The 14,197-nt window shown below is 71.5% G+C and carries 15 protein-coding genes; 12 read left to right on the forward strand and 3 right to left on the reverse strand.

Annotation, left to right across the window (positions count from 1 at the left end; all coding sequences use genetic code 11):
• Positions 1-25: 25 nt before the first annotated feature.
• Positions 26-1,123: a D-alanine--D-alanine ligase family protein gene (locus IEY82_RS07940; RefSeq protein WP_189123355.1), complete on the forward strand. Its 1,098-nt coding sequence runs from the start codon at positions 26-28 to the stop codon at positions 1,121-1,123.
• Here IEY82_RS07940 and IEY82_RS07945 read toward each other — a convergent pair.
• Positions 1,106-1,534, reverse strand: coding sequence for a DUF3515 family protein (locus tag IEY82_RS07945; RefSeq protein WP_189123356.1), 429 nt, complete (start codon positions 1,532-1,534; stop codon positions 1,106-1,108). The two genes, IEY82_RS07940 and IEY82_RS07945, sit on opposite strands and share 18 nt — an antisense overlap.
• Before the next feature lie 23 nt (positions 1,535-1,557).
• Complete coding sequence (locus IEY82_RS07950) at positions 1,558-1,791, reverse strand: Lrp/AsnC family transcriptional regulator (protein ID WP_189123357.1); 234 nt, start codon at positions 1,789-1,791, stop codon at positions 1,558-1,560.
• Positions 1,792-1,931: 140 nt separating this feature from the next.
• On the opposite strand from IEY82_RS07950, the gene IEY82_RS07955 reads away from it, so the two are divergent.
• The 3 genes from IEY82_RS07955 to thiD all read left to right on the forward strand — a co-directional run bounded on the left by IEY82_RS07955 (position 1,932) and on the right by thiD (position 5,668).
• Positions 1,932-2,951, forward strand: coding sequence for a thiamine-monophosphate kinase (locus tag IEY82_RS07955; RefSeq protein WP_225262388.1), 1,020 nt, complete (start codon positions 1,932-1,934; stop codon positions 2,949-2,951).
• A gap of 945 nt (positions 2,952-3,896) precedes the next feature.
• Complete coding sequence (locus IEY82_RS07960; protein WP_189123358.1) at positions 3,897-4,856, forward strand: hypothetical protein; 960 nt, start codon at positions 3,897-3,899, stop codon at positions 4,854-4,856.
• Between the two features lie 8 nt (positions 4,857-4,864).
• The gene (gene thiD / locus IEY82_RS07965) at positions 4,865-5,668 is read left to right on the forward strand and encodes a bifunctional hydroxymethylpyrimidine kinase/phosphomethylpyrimidine kinase (protein ID WP_225262390.1); all 804 of its coding nucleotides are present in this window, start codon (positions 4,865-4,867) and stop codon (positions 5,666-5,668) included.
• A 67-nt stretch (positions 5,669-5,735) separates the two neighbouring features.
• Here thiD and rpmB read toward each other — a convergent pair whose 3' ends face one another.
• Positions 5,736-5,921 (reverse strand): 50S ribosomal protein L28, encoded by a 186-nt coding sequence (gene rpmB / locus IEY82_RS07970; RefSeq protein ID WP_043618345.1) that lies wholly within the window; start codon positions 5,919-5,921, stop codon positions 5,736-5,738.
• Between the two features lie 190 nt (positions 5,922-6,111).
• On the opposite strand from rpmB, the gene fakA reads away from it, so the two are divergent.
• From fakA to mutM, 8 genes are all read left to right on the forward strand, one after another.
• Positions 6,112-7,656 carry a DAK2 domain-containing protein gene (gene fakA / locus IEY82_RS07975; protein WP_189123360.1) on the forward strand — a complete coding sequence of 515 codons (1,545 nt, stop codon included), beginning with the start codon at positions 6,112-6,114 and terminating at the stop codon, positions 7,654-7,656.
• 321 nt (positions 7,657-7,977) lie between these two features.
• Positions 7,978-10,152: an ATP-dependent DNA helicase RecG gene (gene recG, locus IEY82_RS07980; protein WP_189123361.1), complete on the forward strand. Its 2,175-nt coding sequence runs from the start codon at positions 7,978-7,980 to the stop codon at positions 10,150-10,152.
• 336 nt (positions 10,153-10,488) lie between these two features.
• Positions 10,489-11,100, forward strand: coding sequence for a 16S rRNA (guanine(966)-N(2))-methyltransferase RsmD (gene rsmD / locus IEY82_RS07985; RefSeq protein ID WP_189123362.1), 612 nt, complete (start codon positions 10,489-10,491; stop codon positions 11,098-11,100).
• Positions 11,101-11,114: 14 nt separating this feature from the next.
• Positions 11,115-11,591, forward strand: a complete 477-nt coding sequence (gene coaD / locus IEY82_RS07990; RefSeq protein WP_189123363.1) for a pantetheine-phosphate adenylyltransferase — start codon at positions 11,115-11,117, stop codon at positions 11,589-11,591.
• A gap of 71 nt (positions 11,592-11,662) precedes the next feature.
• Positions 11,663-12,214, forward strand: a complete 552-nt coding sequence (locus IEY82_RS07995) for a YceD family protein (protein ID WP_189123364.1) — start codon at positions 11,663-11,665, stop codon at positions 12,212-12,214.
• A gap of 1 nt (position 12,215) precedes the next feature.
• On the forward strand, positions 12,216-12,395 hold the full coding sequence (rpmF, locus tag IEY82_RS08000; RefSeq protein WP_033409409.1) for a 50S ribosomal protein L32: 180 nt from the start codon (positions 12,216-12,218) through the stop codon (positions 12,393-12,395).
• Between the two features lie 210 nt (positions 12,396-12,605).
• Complete coding sequence (rnc, locus tag IEY82_RS08005; RefSeq protein WP_189123594.1) at positions 12,606-13,325, forward strand: ribonuclease III; 720 nt, start codon at positions 12,606-12,608, stop codon at positions 13,323-13,325.
• Position 13,326: 1 nt separating this feature from the next.
• On the forward strand, positions 13,327-14,172 hold the full coding sequence (gene mutM, locus IEY82_RS08010; protein WP_189123365.1) for a bifunctional DNA-formamidopyrimidine glycosylase/DNA-(apurinic or apyrimidinic site) lyase: 846 nt from the start codon (positions 13,327-13,329) through the stop codon (positions 14,170-14,172).
• Positions 14,173-14,197 lie beyond the last annotated feature (25 nt).

Genomic DNA, 14,197 nt, shown 5'->3' on the forward strand with positions numbered 1-14,197 from the left:
GAACACGCCGGTAGATTCGGACGTCATGAGCAAGCCACGCGTCGCCGTCGTTTTCGGAGGTCGCAATTCCGAGCATGCCGTGTCCATCATGGGCGCGGGCAGCGTGCTGGGCGCGATCGACAGGACCAAGTACGAAGTGATCCCCATCGGGATCGCGCAGGACGGCAGGTGGGTGCTCGCCGCTACCGACCAGCGGTTCGCCATCGAGGACGGAGAGCTGCCCGCCGTCGACACCTCGGGCGCGGCGCTCGCGCTGCCCTCCTCCGGCGAGGGCTCGCTCGTGGCCTACGACCCGGGCAGCATCCCGGTCGAGCTGGGCACGGTCGACGTGGTCTTCCCGGTGATGCACGGGCCCTTCGCCGAGGACGGCACGATCCAGGGCCTGCTGGAGATGGCCGGGGTGCGCTACGTCGGCTCCGGAGTGCTGGCCAGCGCGGTCGGCATGGACAAGGCCCACATGAAGACGGTCATGGCGGCCGCCGGGCTGCCCATCGGGCGCTACGTGGTCGTGCGCGAGCGCGACTGGCGGCTCGATCGCGACCGGGTGCTCAAGGAGGCCGAGGACCTCGGCTGGCCGGTGTTCGTCAAGCCGGCCAGGGCCGGGTCCTCGCAGGGCATCTCCAAGGCCCACGACCGGGCGTCGCTGGAGGCGGCCGTCGAGTTCGCCCGGCGGCACGATCCCAAGGTGCTCATCGAGGCGGCGGTCGCGGGGCGTGAGATCGAGTGCGCGGTGCTCGAGTCGCCCGGCGACGAGCCGCCCGCCGCGTCGCGGCCCGGCGAGGTCAAGGTCGAGGGCGGCCAGGAGTTCTTCGACTTCGAGGCCAAGTACTACCCCGACCAGATGTCGCTGACCGTGCCCGCCGACCTGCCCGAGGAGATCGCCGAGGAGCTGCGGGCGATGGCCGTGCGCGCGTTCGAGGCGCTCGAGTGCGAGGGGCTGTCACGGGTCGACTTCTTCTACACGCCCGAGGGCGAGCTCATCTTCAACGAGATCAACACGATGCCCGGCTTCACCTCGCTGTCGGTGGCGCCGCAGCTCTGGGCCGCCTCCGGCCTGTCCTATCCGGAGCTGGTCGACCGGTTGCTCCAGCTCGCGCTGCACCGCTCAGCGGGGCTGCGCTGACACCTCGCCGACCGGGCCCGACAGGTCGGCGAGCACACTCGCCGCGACGTGGGTGCCGGCGATCGTGACCTCCACGTAGGCGGGGTCGGCGACGGCGGTGAAGAGCGTCGGCCGTTCCGGGTCGGCGAACCAGCCCACCCCGTTGATCTCCTGCAGCTGGTCGGTCGGCGCCATCCTGGCCGGCCGCGGCACCCCGCAGCGCACGGCGATCTCCCCCTCGCCCCAGACGGTGACGTAGGGGGATTCGGGGGTGGACGTGCCACGGTCCACGCCGTCGAGCCGCTGGGGCAGCAGACCGCGCAGCCGCTCGCACGCGGCCACCGCCTCGCCCTGTGGAGCCGGCGGCTCGACCTGTACGGCACCGCATCCGGCGAGCGCGAACAGGACCACCACGACGACAACGGCACGCATGGGGAATGTCTACCTTAGAAACGCTAAATGTGGACAATCGGGCATGTAAGGGTACGTGTGATCCCTTCCACGGCCTGGATCTGGGCCACGACCAGTTTGCCGAGCTCGTCGACGTTGCGAGCCTCCGCACGCACGATCACGTCGTACGGGCCCGTCACGTCCTCGGCCTGGGTGACCCCCGGAATCCCGGAGATCTCGCGGGCCACGCTCGCGGCCTTGCCGACCTCGGTCTGAATAAGGATGTAGGCCTGCACCATTACGTCCTCCCGGGCGATTCGATCACGCCGAAGGGCCACCGTACCCTGTGTGCGTCAGGAGGTGCGTCATCACAGTCGGAGATCTCGGCGAATTCGGAGCAGTAACTCGTATTTCAGGACGTCTGCCCCAAGGAGAGACAGTGCTCCTGGGTCCCGGCGACGACGCCGCGATGGTCAGCGCGCCGGACGGGCGCGTAGTGGTGTCAACGGACCTCCTAGTCGAGGGTAGGCACTTTCGCCGGGATTGGTCCAGCGGCTACGACGTCGGCCGGAAGGCGGCGGCCCAGAACCTCGCCGACATCGCCGCCATGGGCGCGGTGCCCACGGCCATCGTGGTCGGGCTCGGGATGCCGGCCGAGCTGCCGGTCGACTGGCTAGACGCGCTGGCCGACGGGTTCCGTGACGAGTGCGCCGTCGTCGGCGCGAGCGTGGCCGGGGGCGACACCACCCGGGGCGACCTGGTGGTGCTCGGCGTGACCGCGCTGGGCGACCTGGGGGGGCGGGCGCCCGTGACCAGGTCGGGAGCGCGTCCCGGACAGGTGGTGGCCGTGGCCGGCCGCCTCGGCCACGCTGCGGCCGGGCTGGCCCTGCTGGAAGCCGGCTGGACCGACCCCGCGAGGAGGGATCGGCCGTCCGGTGAGACGGGCCCGACCGGCCTTTCGGCGAGGGATCGGCCGTCCGGTGAGGGGGGCCCGACGGGTCTTCCGGCGGATGGCCGGACGCTCGGTGAGGTGGGTCGGGCGGGCGGTGATGACGTGGAGTCGTTGCTGGGCGAGGCCGTGGCCGCGCATCGGCGGCCGTGCCCGCCCTACCCGTGCGGGCCGGAGGCGGCGCGGCTCGGGGCGAGCGCGATGCTGGACGTCAGCGACGGGTTGCTGCAGGACCTCGGGCACGTCGCGGCGGCCAGCGGGGTGCGCGTGGAGCTGGACTCCGCCGCGTTCGCGGTGGACGCGCCGGTGGCCGCCGCGGCCGCGGTGCTCGGGACCGATCCGCTCGACTGGGTCCTCACCGGCGGTGATGACCACGCCCTCGCCGCCGTCTTCCCGGCAGAGGTACGCCTCGGGCCGTCGTGGCGGGTCGTCGGCCGTGTGGTCGCGGGCCGGGGGGTGTCCGTCGAGGGGCGCGAGACGGACCGCGGCGGGTGGGATCACTTTAGGTGAGGACTTGTCCTGGTATGCGGAAATTCTTCGGGTGTGACGGGGAACTCCCGTGATTGCTGTGACAAAGGCGTAGCAAAGGTGTTATGAAGATTGGCGGCCATGTACCCGGCAGAAAGGGCAGCCATGGGCCGCCACGGCACAGGTGGATCCGAAGACGCGGACGAATGGGGGGACGGCAGGTCTGACGACTCACAGGAGGACCTGAGGTTCACCGATCACGCCGCGAAGTGGGCTGCCGCGCCGGACCCGACCGCCAAGAGCTCCTTCTGGGACACCGATGAGCGGCCCGCCGAACCGCCTGGCTGGCCGTCGCTTCCCGATCAGGTCGAGGTGACGGGCCAGTGGGCGCCTATGCCCAGGCGGGAGCCCGGACAGACGCCGCCCCCACCGCCGTCCAGTCCGCTCGAGACGACGGGGGCCTTCGCGCCGCCGCCCCAACGTCATCCGGGCGGGTCCATGCCGGGGCCGGACCAGCCGTTCGAGACCACCGGGGCCTTCACCCGGCCGGCGCATTGGGACACCCCGGGGGAGAACACCCAGGCTTTCTCGGTCGTCGACGAGTTCGGTCCGCCGAGCCGTCCCGACTCTCGCGCGAACACAGGTCCTCATGGCGCCCAGGATCCGTTCGGTCCAGGAGCGCCGGGTCCTCGTGGTGCCCAGGATCCGTTCGGTCCGGGTCCGTCCGGTTCCCGCGACGGGCAGGATCCGTTCGGTGCCCATCCGGGGGCGCCGGACCCGCGCGCGTTCGGGAGTGCGGATCTGTTCGGGCCGGCCGCGGGACAAACCGATCCGCGGGCCCACGGGCCTGGAAGCGATCCGTTCAGGGCCCCTCAGGGAGACTCGGACCCGCGCGCCTTCGAGTACGGCGCAGACGCCACGCAGGCGTTCGGCCAGGAGGCGGACCGCACTCAGGCGCTCCAGCCGCCCGAGCCCGGGGACGTGCGGGTGGCCGGCAACCCGACCATGGCCGACACGTCCGCCCCGGCCTGGGCGGACGGCGGCGACGGCTTCCTGGACTCCGGCTGGTCGTCGGACGACTCCGGGCCCCGCCGCCGTCGCGGTCGCCGCAAGCCGCCTCCGGGTGACGCGCTGGTGGACGAGGCGCCGGGCGGTGGCAGGGCCAGGGTCGCCCTGCTCTCCGTCGCCGCCGTGGCCGTCGTGCTCGGTGGCACCGTCGCGGGCGTCAAGCTGATGAGCGGTCCCGGAGACACCGCGTGCCCTGGGGACAGATGCACCGCCGTACAGACCTCCAACCAGCCGGCGCCGGTGGTGTCCGATCCGGTCGAGGAGGAGGAGTCCCCGATCGATGAGCCGACGGAGGACGAGCAGTCCGACGCGGCCGACACCCCGACTCCGCAGAACACGACGAGCGCGCGGGCGCCGCGCCGGACCTCCTCTCCCGAGCCGACGCCCACGAAGACCAAGGAGAGGACGCCGGCGAAGCAGACCGACGAGCCGGTCCCGACGGACTTCGAGGAGAACGCGACGGAGGAGCCGACGGTGGAGCCGACGACGATCAACGATCCCGGCGGCACGACGACCGACGCGCCGCCCGCCACCCCTGAGCCGACCGTGTCGGCCACCGTCCAGTCGGCGCTCAGCGGCGGCTCGGTGAACGTCAGGTTCGACGTCGTCAGGCAGGGGGTGACCGGTTACACCGCGCATCTGGACGTGGTCAACGCCTCCCCGATGGCGCTGAAGTCGCTCACGGTGTCGCTGCCCGTCGCCGGCCGGGTCGTGAGCATGACGGGCGGGGAGTGGACGCAGGACGGCAACCTGCTGATCATCGATCTGTCCGGCTCCCTGGTCAAGGGCGGGTCCACCGAGGTGAAGTTCTCCGCCACGGGCCGGGCGGGTCGGCCCGGGAACTGCGGGCTGGTCGGCGGGGAGTGCGCAGTCAACTAAATGGTTGGATGGGGGACATGACCGTTACGACCCCTCCGTGTGTGCTGACCATCGCCGGATCCGACTCCGGCGGTGGAGCGGGCATCCAGGCCGATCTCAAGACCATGCTGGCCCTGGGCGTGCACGGGATGAGCGTCATCGCCGCGGTGACGGCGCAGAACTCACTGGGTGTCCAGGGCTACTGGGAGCTGCCCGCCGAGGCCGTACGGGCCCAGCTCGACGCCGTGCTCGGCGACATCGGCGCGCAGGCGATCAAGACGGGCATGCTGGCCTCCCCCGAACTGGTCGAGACCGTGGCCGTGGCGCTCGGCTCGTACGGCGCCCCCGTGGTGGTCGATCCCGTCGGGGTGTCGAAGCACGGAGACCCGCTGCTCGTGCCCGAGGCCGTGGAGACGGTGCGGACCCAGCTGCTGCCGGTCGCCACGATCGTCACCCCCAACCTGTGGGAGGTCGAGCAGCTCACCTCGGTCAAGGTGGAGGACGAGCGCGACCTGCGCCGCGCCGCCGACGCCGTGCTGGCCCTCGGCCCCACCTGGGCGCTGATCAAGGGCGGCCACCTGCCGGACGAGCCGGTCGACCTGCTGACCGACGGCACGAGCGAATACCGGTTCAGTGCCGAACGCCTCGACAACCGTCACACCCACGGCACGGGCTGCACGCTCGCCTCGGCCATCGCCTCCCACCTCGCGCGGGGCGAGGACGTCCCCTCGGCCGTCGAGCGGGCCAAGGCGTACGTCACGGGCGCCATCGCCCGGGGCTTCCCGCTGGGCACCGGCATCGGGCCCGTGGACCACGCCTGGCAGTGGCGCTGACGGGCCCCGGGCATGACGAAAGCCCGCCGCTCGTTGCCGGGCCGGCGGGCTCTCGTGGAAGTCGGAACTAGCGGGTGACCTTGCCCGCCTTGATGCACGAGGTGCACACGTTCAGCTTCTTCGGCGTGCCGCCCACGACCGCGCGGACCGTCTGGATGTTGGGGTTCCAGCGACGGCGGGTGCGGCGGTGAGAGTGGGACACGTTGTTGCCGAAGGTCGGACCCTTGCGGCAGACATCGCAGACGGAAGCCACGGTATCGCTCCTTAAAACAGTCGATGTAGCCCGGTCCGCTGATGTTCGTCGGAGCGGAGGGCATGCCGGGACAACCGGCCAGCCAGACGAGGATATCCGATCCACACCCCTCGGTGCGAACCCGAGCAGATGGCCCGGCGATATCCTCCTCGTTCAACGTAGCGCACTCGGGGAGGGCGGAGCGTCGCACATGGAGGTCCTCGACCCACCTCGCGTACGCCGATGGGCGCGCCTGGCGGCCGACGCCCTGGGCAAGGCGCGGGCGGAGATCGACGCGCTCAACGTGTTCCCCGTCGCCGACGGGGACACCGGCACCAACCTGCACCTGACCATGCTGTCGGCGGCCGAGGCGGTCGAGGCGCTGCCCGACGACGTGGACGCCGCGGTGGTGTGGCAGACGCTCGCCTACGGCGCGCTCGTCGGCGCGCGGGGCAACTCCGGCGTCATCGTCAGCCAGGCGCTGCGGGGTCTCGCCGAGGTGCTGAAGGACCAGGCCGACCTGCGCGCCGGGCTCGGCCGGGCCGCCTTCCTGGCCAGGGAGGCCGTGGCGCGGCCGGTCGAGGGCACGGTGCTGAGCGTGCTGGCCGCGGTGGCGCGAGCCGTACAGGACGAGCGAGGAGGGCCGGCCGAGGTGGCGCGCCGGGCGGCGGTGGCGGCCCGCGCGGCGCTGCGGCACACTCCCGAGCAGCTCGACGTGCTGGCCCGCAGCGGTGTCGTCGACGCGGGCGGGGCCGGGCTGGCGATCATCCTCGACGCGCTGGTCGCGGCCGTCACCGACTCCTACAGCGAGCGCTACGACGTTCCCGCGCCGACGTCGCGGGTCTCGCCGATGACCGAGGTGGGCGCGGGCTACGAGGTGATGTACCTGCTCGACGCCGACGACTCGGCGGTGGCCGGGCTGCGCGCGGAGCTCGACGCGATGGGCGACTCACTGGTCGTGGTCGGCGGCGAGGGGCTGTGGAACGTGCACGTCCACGTGGACGAGGCGGGGCCCGCGATCGAGGCCGGGCTCCGGGCGGGGCGGCCGCACCGGATCAGGATCACCTACCTGGCCGAGCGGACCCATCGCGGCGACGCGGGCAGGGGAGTGGTGGCCGTCGCCGCCGGCGAGGGCATCGCGGCGCTGTTCGAGCAGTGCGGCGCGGTCGTGGTGCGCCGGACGCCCGGCACGCGGCCCGCTCTGCCCGAGCTGCTGGCCGCGATCCGGCGGGCGGGCGGCGAGGTGGCCGTGCTGCCCAACGACGAGGGCTCCCGGTCGGTGGCGGCCGCGGCGGCGCAGATCGCCCGCGAGGACGGTGTCGTGGTCAGCGTGCTGCCGACCAGGGCGACCGTTCAGGGGCTGGCGGCTCTGGCCGTACACGATCCGCTGCGCCGCTTCGACGACGACGTCGTCGCGATGACCGACGCGGCCGGGCACACCCGGCACGGGCACCTGGCGATCGCCGACAGGGAGGCGGTCACCAGCGCGGGCGTGTGCCGTCCCGGCGACGTGCTGGGGCTGATCGACGGTGACGTCTCCGTGATCGGCCGCGCGCTCGACGACGTGGCCGCGCTGGTCGTGGACCGGATGGTGGCGGGCGGCGGCGAGCTCGTGACGCTGGTCACGGGCGCGGACGCCCCCGAAGGGCTGGCCGACCGGCTGGCCGGTCACCTGCGCGGCGCGAGACCCGACCTCGACCTGGTGGTGTACGACGGCGAGCAGGGTGGCTACCCCCTGCTCATCGGCGTCGAATGAGGCCACGACCGGCGCCCCGGCCCCGGGACTCGCCGTGGGGCAGCGTGGACGGTTCGTTCTGTCGGTCGGAGACGGTAGAACATAGAGCCTTGACAACCTCCCCTCGACAGCCTCCCCTCGCCCGGGCATCCAAGGCATCGACGGCGGGGCATCACAACAGCAGCTACCTCACGAGGAGGAGGTCGTGTTGAGGTTCGCGGTTCGCGGGTTCCGGCAACCCGGGCCCTCCCCGCTTGACGTGACGGGTCAGGCGGGACACACCGATCGCCCCGCCGGCCGCCGTGGGCCGATCACACCGCCGGGCGCGGCCGTGGGGGTCCGGTGAGCCGTTTCGCCGAGCCCCTGACCAAGGCGCTCGACCCCAAGACCGCCAAGCTGCTGCACGGCGTGCTCGGCCTGGAGACGGTCGGCGACCTGCTGCGCCACTATCCGCGCCGCTACGCCGAGCGCGGCGAGCTCACCTCGCTCGACGCGCTCGAGGTCGACGAGCACGTCACCGTGGTGGGCGAGGTCACCAGGCTCATGCGCAAGCCCATGCGCAACCGGGGCGGCACCTGGCTCGAGGTCGAGGTCGTCGACGGCACGGGCAAGAAGATCTATCTGTCGTTCTTCGGCAAGGGCTCCCACGTGGCCGAGTCGCGGCTCAAGCCGGGTCGGCGCGGCATGTTCGCCGGCAAGGTCGGTCTGTTCGGGTCGCACACCAACCCGCGCTGGCAGCTGTCGCATCCGGAGTTCGAGTTGTTCGAGGAGACCGAGGCCAGCGCCGCCGAGTTCTCCGCCGCGCCGGTGCCGATCTACCCGGCGGGCAAGGACCTGACGCCGTGGGTGATCAGGCGGGCGGTCGGCCTGGTGCTCGACACGCTGGGTCCGCTGACCGACTCGCTGCCCGAGGAGCTGCGCGCCCGCCACGGGCTGCAGGATCTGGGCGAGGCGCTGGAGGCCATCCACCGGCCGAAGGACTTCGCCGAGGTGCGGCGGGCCCGGGAGCGGCTCAAGTTCGACGAGGCCTTCGTGCTGCAGGCGGTGCTGCTCCAGCGCAGGCAGGCCGCGACGGCCTGGCCGGCCCGGCCGCGACCGCGTCGGGATGACGGGATCCTGGCCGACTTCGACGCCCGGCTGCCGTTCACGCTCACCGAGGGGCAGGCGCTCGTGGGCGAGGAGCTCGCCGCCGACCTGGCGCTGGAGCACCCCATGCACCGGCTGCTTCAGGGCGAGGTGGGGGCGGGCAAGACCGTGGTGGCGCTGCGCGCCATGCTGCAGGTGGTCGACGCGGGCGGGCAGGCCGTCCTGCTGGCGCCCACCGAGGTGCTCGCCCAGCAGCACCACCGCTCGATCAGCGCCATGCTGGGCGACCTGGCGCAGGGCGGCATGTTCGGCGGCACGGCGGTCACCCTGCTGACCGGTTCCATGGGCGCCGCCGCCCGCCGCTCGGCCCTGCTCGACGCCGCCTCGGGCACGGCCGGCATCGTCGTGGGCACCCACGCGCTGCTGCAGGAGCACGTCCAGTTCGCCGACCTGGGCCTGGTCGTGGTGGACGAGCAGCACCGGTTCGGCGTCGAGCAGCGCGACGCCCTGCGCGAGAAGGCCGGCGGCGGGCGGCCGCACGTGCTGGTGATGACCGCCACCCCGATCCCGCGCACGGTCGCCATGACCGTCTTCGGCGACCTGGAGGTCTCGACGCTGGCGCAGCTTCCGTCGGGCCGCGCCCCGATCACCACGCACGTGGTGCCCGCCGCCGACAAGCCCCACTTCCTCGAGCGCACCTGGGAGCGGGTGCGCGAGGAGGTGGCGCTGGGCCGGCAGGCCTACATCGTCTGTCCCCGCATCGGCGACCTGGAGGGCGACGAGGGCGACCTGGCGCCGCCCGCCGACGACGAGCGCCGGCCGCCTCTGGCCGTCCTGGAGGTCGCCGACCTGCTGTCCGAGGGGCCCTTCCATGATCTGCGGCTGGGTGTGCTGCACGGCAAGCTCCCGCCCGAGGAGAAGGACGCGGTCATGCGCGCGTTCACGCGGGGCGAGCTCGACGTCCTGGTCGCCACCACGGTCATCGAGGTGGGGGTCGACGTGCGCAACGCCTCGGTCATGATCATCATGGACGCCGACCGGTTCGGCGTCTCCCAGCTCCACCAGCTTCGCGGCCGGGTCGGCCGCGGCGGCCTGCCGGGGCTCTGCCTGCTGGTCTCCGACTTCCCCGAGGGCACTCCGGCCCGGGCCCGCCTCGACGCCGTGGCCGCCACCCTCGACGGGTTCGAGCTGTCCCGGGTCGACCTGGAGCAACGCCGTGAGGGCGATGTCCTGGGCGCCGCCCAGTCGGGCAAGCGGTCATCGCTCAAGATGCTCCAGCTCCTGCGCGACGAGGACGTGATCGAGGCGGCTCGTGAGGAGGCGGCGGCCCTGCTGGCCAGAGATCCCTCCCTGACCTCCCACGACGGTCTCCGCGCCGAGATCGACCGGCTGCTGGCCGACGAACGCGCCGAATACCTGGAGAAGACGTGATCTACGGCGGGGCGCTCGGCAGGACGTGACCGGAGAGCGGATTGCTGGCGAGCGTCTTTCCGCGGTGGCCGGCGCCGGCGTGATCACGGCCCCAGCCGCGGGGACGGCCTCCCCCCGAATGCCGTCCCCGGCTGGGCCCACCCCTCGGGTCAGGTGCCGAGGGAACCGGTGTGCGGAAGGGCTCACGATCACACCGGTCGGCCTCCAGCTGGGTCACCTCGGAGGCCGCAGGACTCATCATGCGTGGCCGGTCAGACGATGTGAATCACCCTTGCGCTCTCAAGGCCGACACCTGTGCACTCTTGACCTGCGTTGACATGCGGAACAATGGCTCTTATGACTCGGATCATCGCGGGGACCGCGGGTGGGCGGCGGCTGGTCGTGCCGCCGGGGCGCGGGACGAGGCCGACCAGCGACAGGGCGCGAGAGGGGATCTTCTTGACCCTCGACTCGCTCCAGGGGCTGGCGGGTGCCCGGGTGATGGATCTGTACGCCGGCTCGGGGGCGGTCGGGCTGGAGGCGCTGTCCCGGGGGGCGGCGCACGCGCTGCTGGTGGAGTCGGACCCGAAGGCGGTCCGGACGATCAGAGCCAACGTCAAGGCGCTGGGGCTCGACGGGGTCCAGGTGGTCGCCGACCGGGTGGAGCGGCTGCTGGGCAGGCCTCCCGGAGAGCCGGAGGGCGCGGGCGGTGACCGGTCGCCCGGCCAGGGCGGGGAGGCGTACGACATCGTCTTCGCCGACCCGCCCTACGCGGTCTCGGGCGAGGAGGCGACTCGGGTGCTGGAGTCGCTGCGCGACCACGGATGGCTGGCCGAGGGGGCTTTGGTGGCATTCGAGCGGGAAACCAGGGGAAAGCCCCTCATATGGCCTAAAGGGTACGTTGAGGAGAGGGTCCGTCGTTATGGTGAAGCGTCCGTTTGGTACGGTCGCGCCGCCGGGAACCCGTAGACCTGGGAGGCGTTTTGCGGCGCGTTGTCTGCCCGGGGTCGTTCGACCCCATCACCAATGGTCACCTCGACATCATCGGCCGGTCCGCCCGGCTCTATGACGAGGTGACCGTCGCCGTCCTCATCAACGTCGAGAAGAGCAGCCTGTTCACGGTCGACGAGCGGATCGACATGCTGCAGACCGTCACCAAGGAATATCCCAACGTCAAGGTCGAGAAGTTCCACGGGCTCCTCGTCGACTTCTGCAGGCACAACGACATCCCCGCGATCGTCAAGGGGATCAGGGTGGTCAGCGACTTCGACTACGAGCTGCAGATGGCACAGCTCAACTACCGGCTGTCCGGCGTCGAGACGCTGTTCATGCCGACCAACCCCGAATACTCGTTCCTGTCCTCCAGCAGGGTGAAGGAGATCGCCCGCTATGGTGGCGACGTGTCCGGCCTGGTGCCGGATCTGGTGCACACACTGCTCGTCGAGCGGCTCAGGAGCTGACAGCGGCCTGGTATCCTTTCATTTCAGCCTTGTACGACGGCGACGGTTTCGCCATGCCTAGCGAGAGCAGGATGACTCAGCACCTCGACCCCCGCTCCCCATGGGTGATCTCCACCCACGACCTGGGAAAGCGGCCGGGCACGATGAGGCGGGTGACCCTGACCCTTCCGGCACCGGCAGATCTCGGCGTCGACATGATCGGTGTCCCCAAGGACGCCGAAGTCGAGCTGGATCTCCGGTTCGAAGCAGTGATGGAAGGCGTGCTCGTCTCGGGCACGGCGCAGGCCCCGCTCGCCGGGGAGTGCGCGCGGTGCCTTGACCCGTTGACCTCGGAGATCGCGGTCGACCTGCAGGAGCTGTTCTTCTACTCCGACGAGGACGCCTCCGAGGACGACTCACTGCTCGACGGGGCGCTGCTCGACCTCGAGCCGACGTTCCGCGACGCGGTGGTGCTCGCGCTGCCGCTGAGTCCCGTCTGTCGCGACGACTGCACGGGGCTCTGCGTGGAGTGCGGGGTCAAGCTGGCCGAGGCCGGCGACGATCACCGGCACGAGAAGATCGACGCTCGCTGGGCGTCGTTGCAAGGTCTGGTTACCGAGAACGATAACGATCAGGAGAAGTGACGTGGCCGTCCCGAAGCGAAAGATGTCGCGGAGCAACACCCGCGCCCGTCGCTCCCAGTGGAAGACGACTGCTGTCGCCCTGGTGAGCTGCCCGCAGTGCCGTTCGCCCAAGCAGCCGCACATCGCGTGCCCCACCTGTGGCACCTACAACCGTCGTCAGGTCATCGAGCCGTCCGCCTGATCTCGCAGTTGACGTGATGCCGACCGGGTGCCATTGTGCCCCGGTCGGCGTTAACGTCTCAGATGCGTGCGGTAGCGGTTCGCCCGCGGTCGTGGTGGACGCCGGGGCTCTGTCCTCCCCGACGCCCACCACGTTTTCGGGCATCCTCCGCAGCCGTCGCGCCGTGTGAAGGTGTCCGAGGAGGAACACGTGGGCGCAGGTCCTAAGCCGGTGGCCGTGGAGGTCGCCGGAGCAGAGCTGGAGAGAGTGCTGGCCGTCAGCCTCGACTCCGACATTCTCGAGCGGGCGTTGACGCACCGCTCCTACGCGTACGAGAACGGCGGCCTGCCCACCAACGAGCGCCTGGAGTTCCTCGGCGACTCGGTGCTGGGCCTGGTGGTCACCGACACCCTCTACCGCAACCACCCCGACCTGCCCGAGGGGCAGCTGGCCAAGCTGCGGGCCGCGGTGGTCAACATGCGTGCCCTGGCCGACGTGGCCCGCGACCTGGGATTGGGCCGGTTCCTGCGGCTCGGCAGGGGCGAGGAGGGCACGGGCGGGCGCGACAAGTCGTCGATCCTGGCCGACACCCTGGAGGCGCTGATCGGCGCCGTCTACGTCGACAAGGGGCTGGACGAGGCGTTCCGCGTGGTCCACCTGTTGTTCGACCCGCTGATCGTCCGCTCGGCCTCGCTCGGCGCGGGGCTCGACTGGAAGACGTCCCTGCAGGAGCTTACCGCCTCCGAGGCGCTCGGCGTGCCCGAATACCACGTCGAGGAGAGCGGCCCCGACCACGCCAAGTCCTTCACCGCCGAGGTGCTGGTGGGCGGCGAGGCCTACGGCTCGGGCACGGGGCGCAGCAAGAAGGAGGCCGAGCAGCAGGCGGCCGAGGCGGCGTGGACCCGCATCCGGGCCCGCCGCGAGCAGCGCGAGAGCCAGCCGGCGGGCTAGGGTGCCCGAGCTGCCAGAGGTCGAGGTCGTCCGGCGGGGGCTCGCCCAGTGGGTGGCCGGCCGCGAGATCGCCACGGCGGAGGTGCTGCACCCGCGTGCCATCAGGCGTCACGTTCCGGGCGCCACGGAGTTCGCCGCGCGGCTGAAGGGCCGCACGGTCATCTCCGCCGAACGTCGCGGCAAATACCTGTGGCTGCCCCTGTCGGGCGCCGAGGAGGCGCTCATGGCCCACCTCGGAATGAGCGGCCAACTGCTCGTGGTGGACCCGCACGCGCCGCTGGAGAAGCATCTGCGGGTACGTCTCGGCTTCACGGACGGCGGTCCCGACCTCCGGTTCGTCGATCAGCGGACGTTCGGCCATGTCATGCTCACGGCCCTGGTCGACGGCGTCCCCGAGCCGATCTCGCACATCGCGCCCGACCCGTTCGAAGAGGCGTTCGACGACGAGGCGTTCACGGCCGGCCTGCGGCGCAAGCGGACCGAGATCAAGCGGGCCCTGCTCGACCAGTCGCTGATCAGCGGGGTCGGCAACATCTACGCTGACGAGGCGCTCTGGCTGGCCCGGCTGCACTGGGCCCGTCCCACGCAGACCCTCACCCGGCCCAAGATCGCCGAGCTGCTGGCCGCCGTACGCGAGGTGATGGGCGCCGCGCTGGCCCAGGGCGGCACCTCGTTCGACAGCCTCTACGTGAACGTCAACGGTGAGAGCGGCTACTTCGACCGCTCCCTGGAGGTCTACGGCAGGCGCGACCAGCCCTGCTCGCGCTGCGGCACCCCGATCCGGCGTGAGGCGTTCATGAACCGCTCGTCCTACTCCTGTCCGACCTGCCAGCGACGGCCGCGCTGACCACCCACCTGAGACGCGACGGAGA

Origin of the sequence: Nonomuraea cavernae (genome assembly GCF_014646355.1) — a bacterium.
In the GTDB taxonomy this organism is placed as follows: Bacteria; Actinomycetota; Actinomycetes; order Streptosporangiales; family Streptosporangiaceae; genus Nonomuraea; species Nonomuraea cavernae.

What these genes read in the sequence shown, in the direction of transcription:
- IEY82_RS07940 (WP_189123355.1), top strand. Translation starts at nt 26, where the DNA reads ATGAGCAAGCCACGCGTCGCCGTCGTTTTCGGAGGTCGCAATTCCGAG.
- IEY82_RS07945 (WP_189123356.1), bottom strand. Translation starts at nt 1,534, where the DNA reads ATGCGTGCCGTTGTCGTCGTGGTGGTCCTGTTCGCGCTCGCCGGATGC.
- IEY82_RS07950 (WP_189123357.1), bottom strand. Translation starts at nt 1,791, where the DNA reads ATGGTGCAGGCCTACATCCTTATTCAGACCGAGGTCGGCAAGGCCGCG.
- thiD (WP_225262390.1), top strand. Translation starts at nt 4,865, where the DNA reads ATGGGGGACATGACCGTTACGACCCCTCCGTGTGTGCTGACCATCGCC.
- fakA (WP_189123360.1), top strand. Translation starts at nt 6,112, where the DNA reads ATGGAGGTCCTCGACCCACCTCGCGTACGCCGATGGGCGCGCCTGGCG.
- rsmD (WP_189123362.1), top strand. Translation starts at nt 10,489, where the DNA reads ATGACTCGGATCATCGCGGGGACCGCGGGTGGGCGGCGGCTGGTCGTG.
- IEY82_RS07995 (WP_189123364.1), top strand. Translation starts at nt 11,663, where the DNA reads ATGACTCAGCACCTCGACCCCCGCTCCCCATGGGTGATCTCCACCCAC.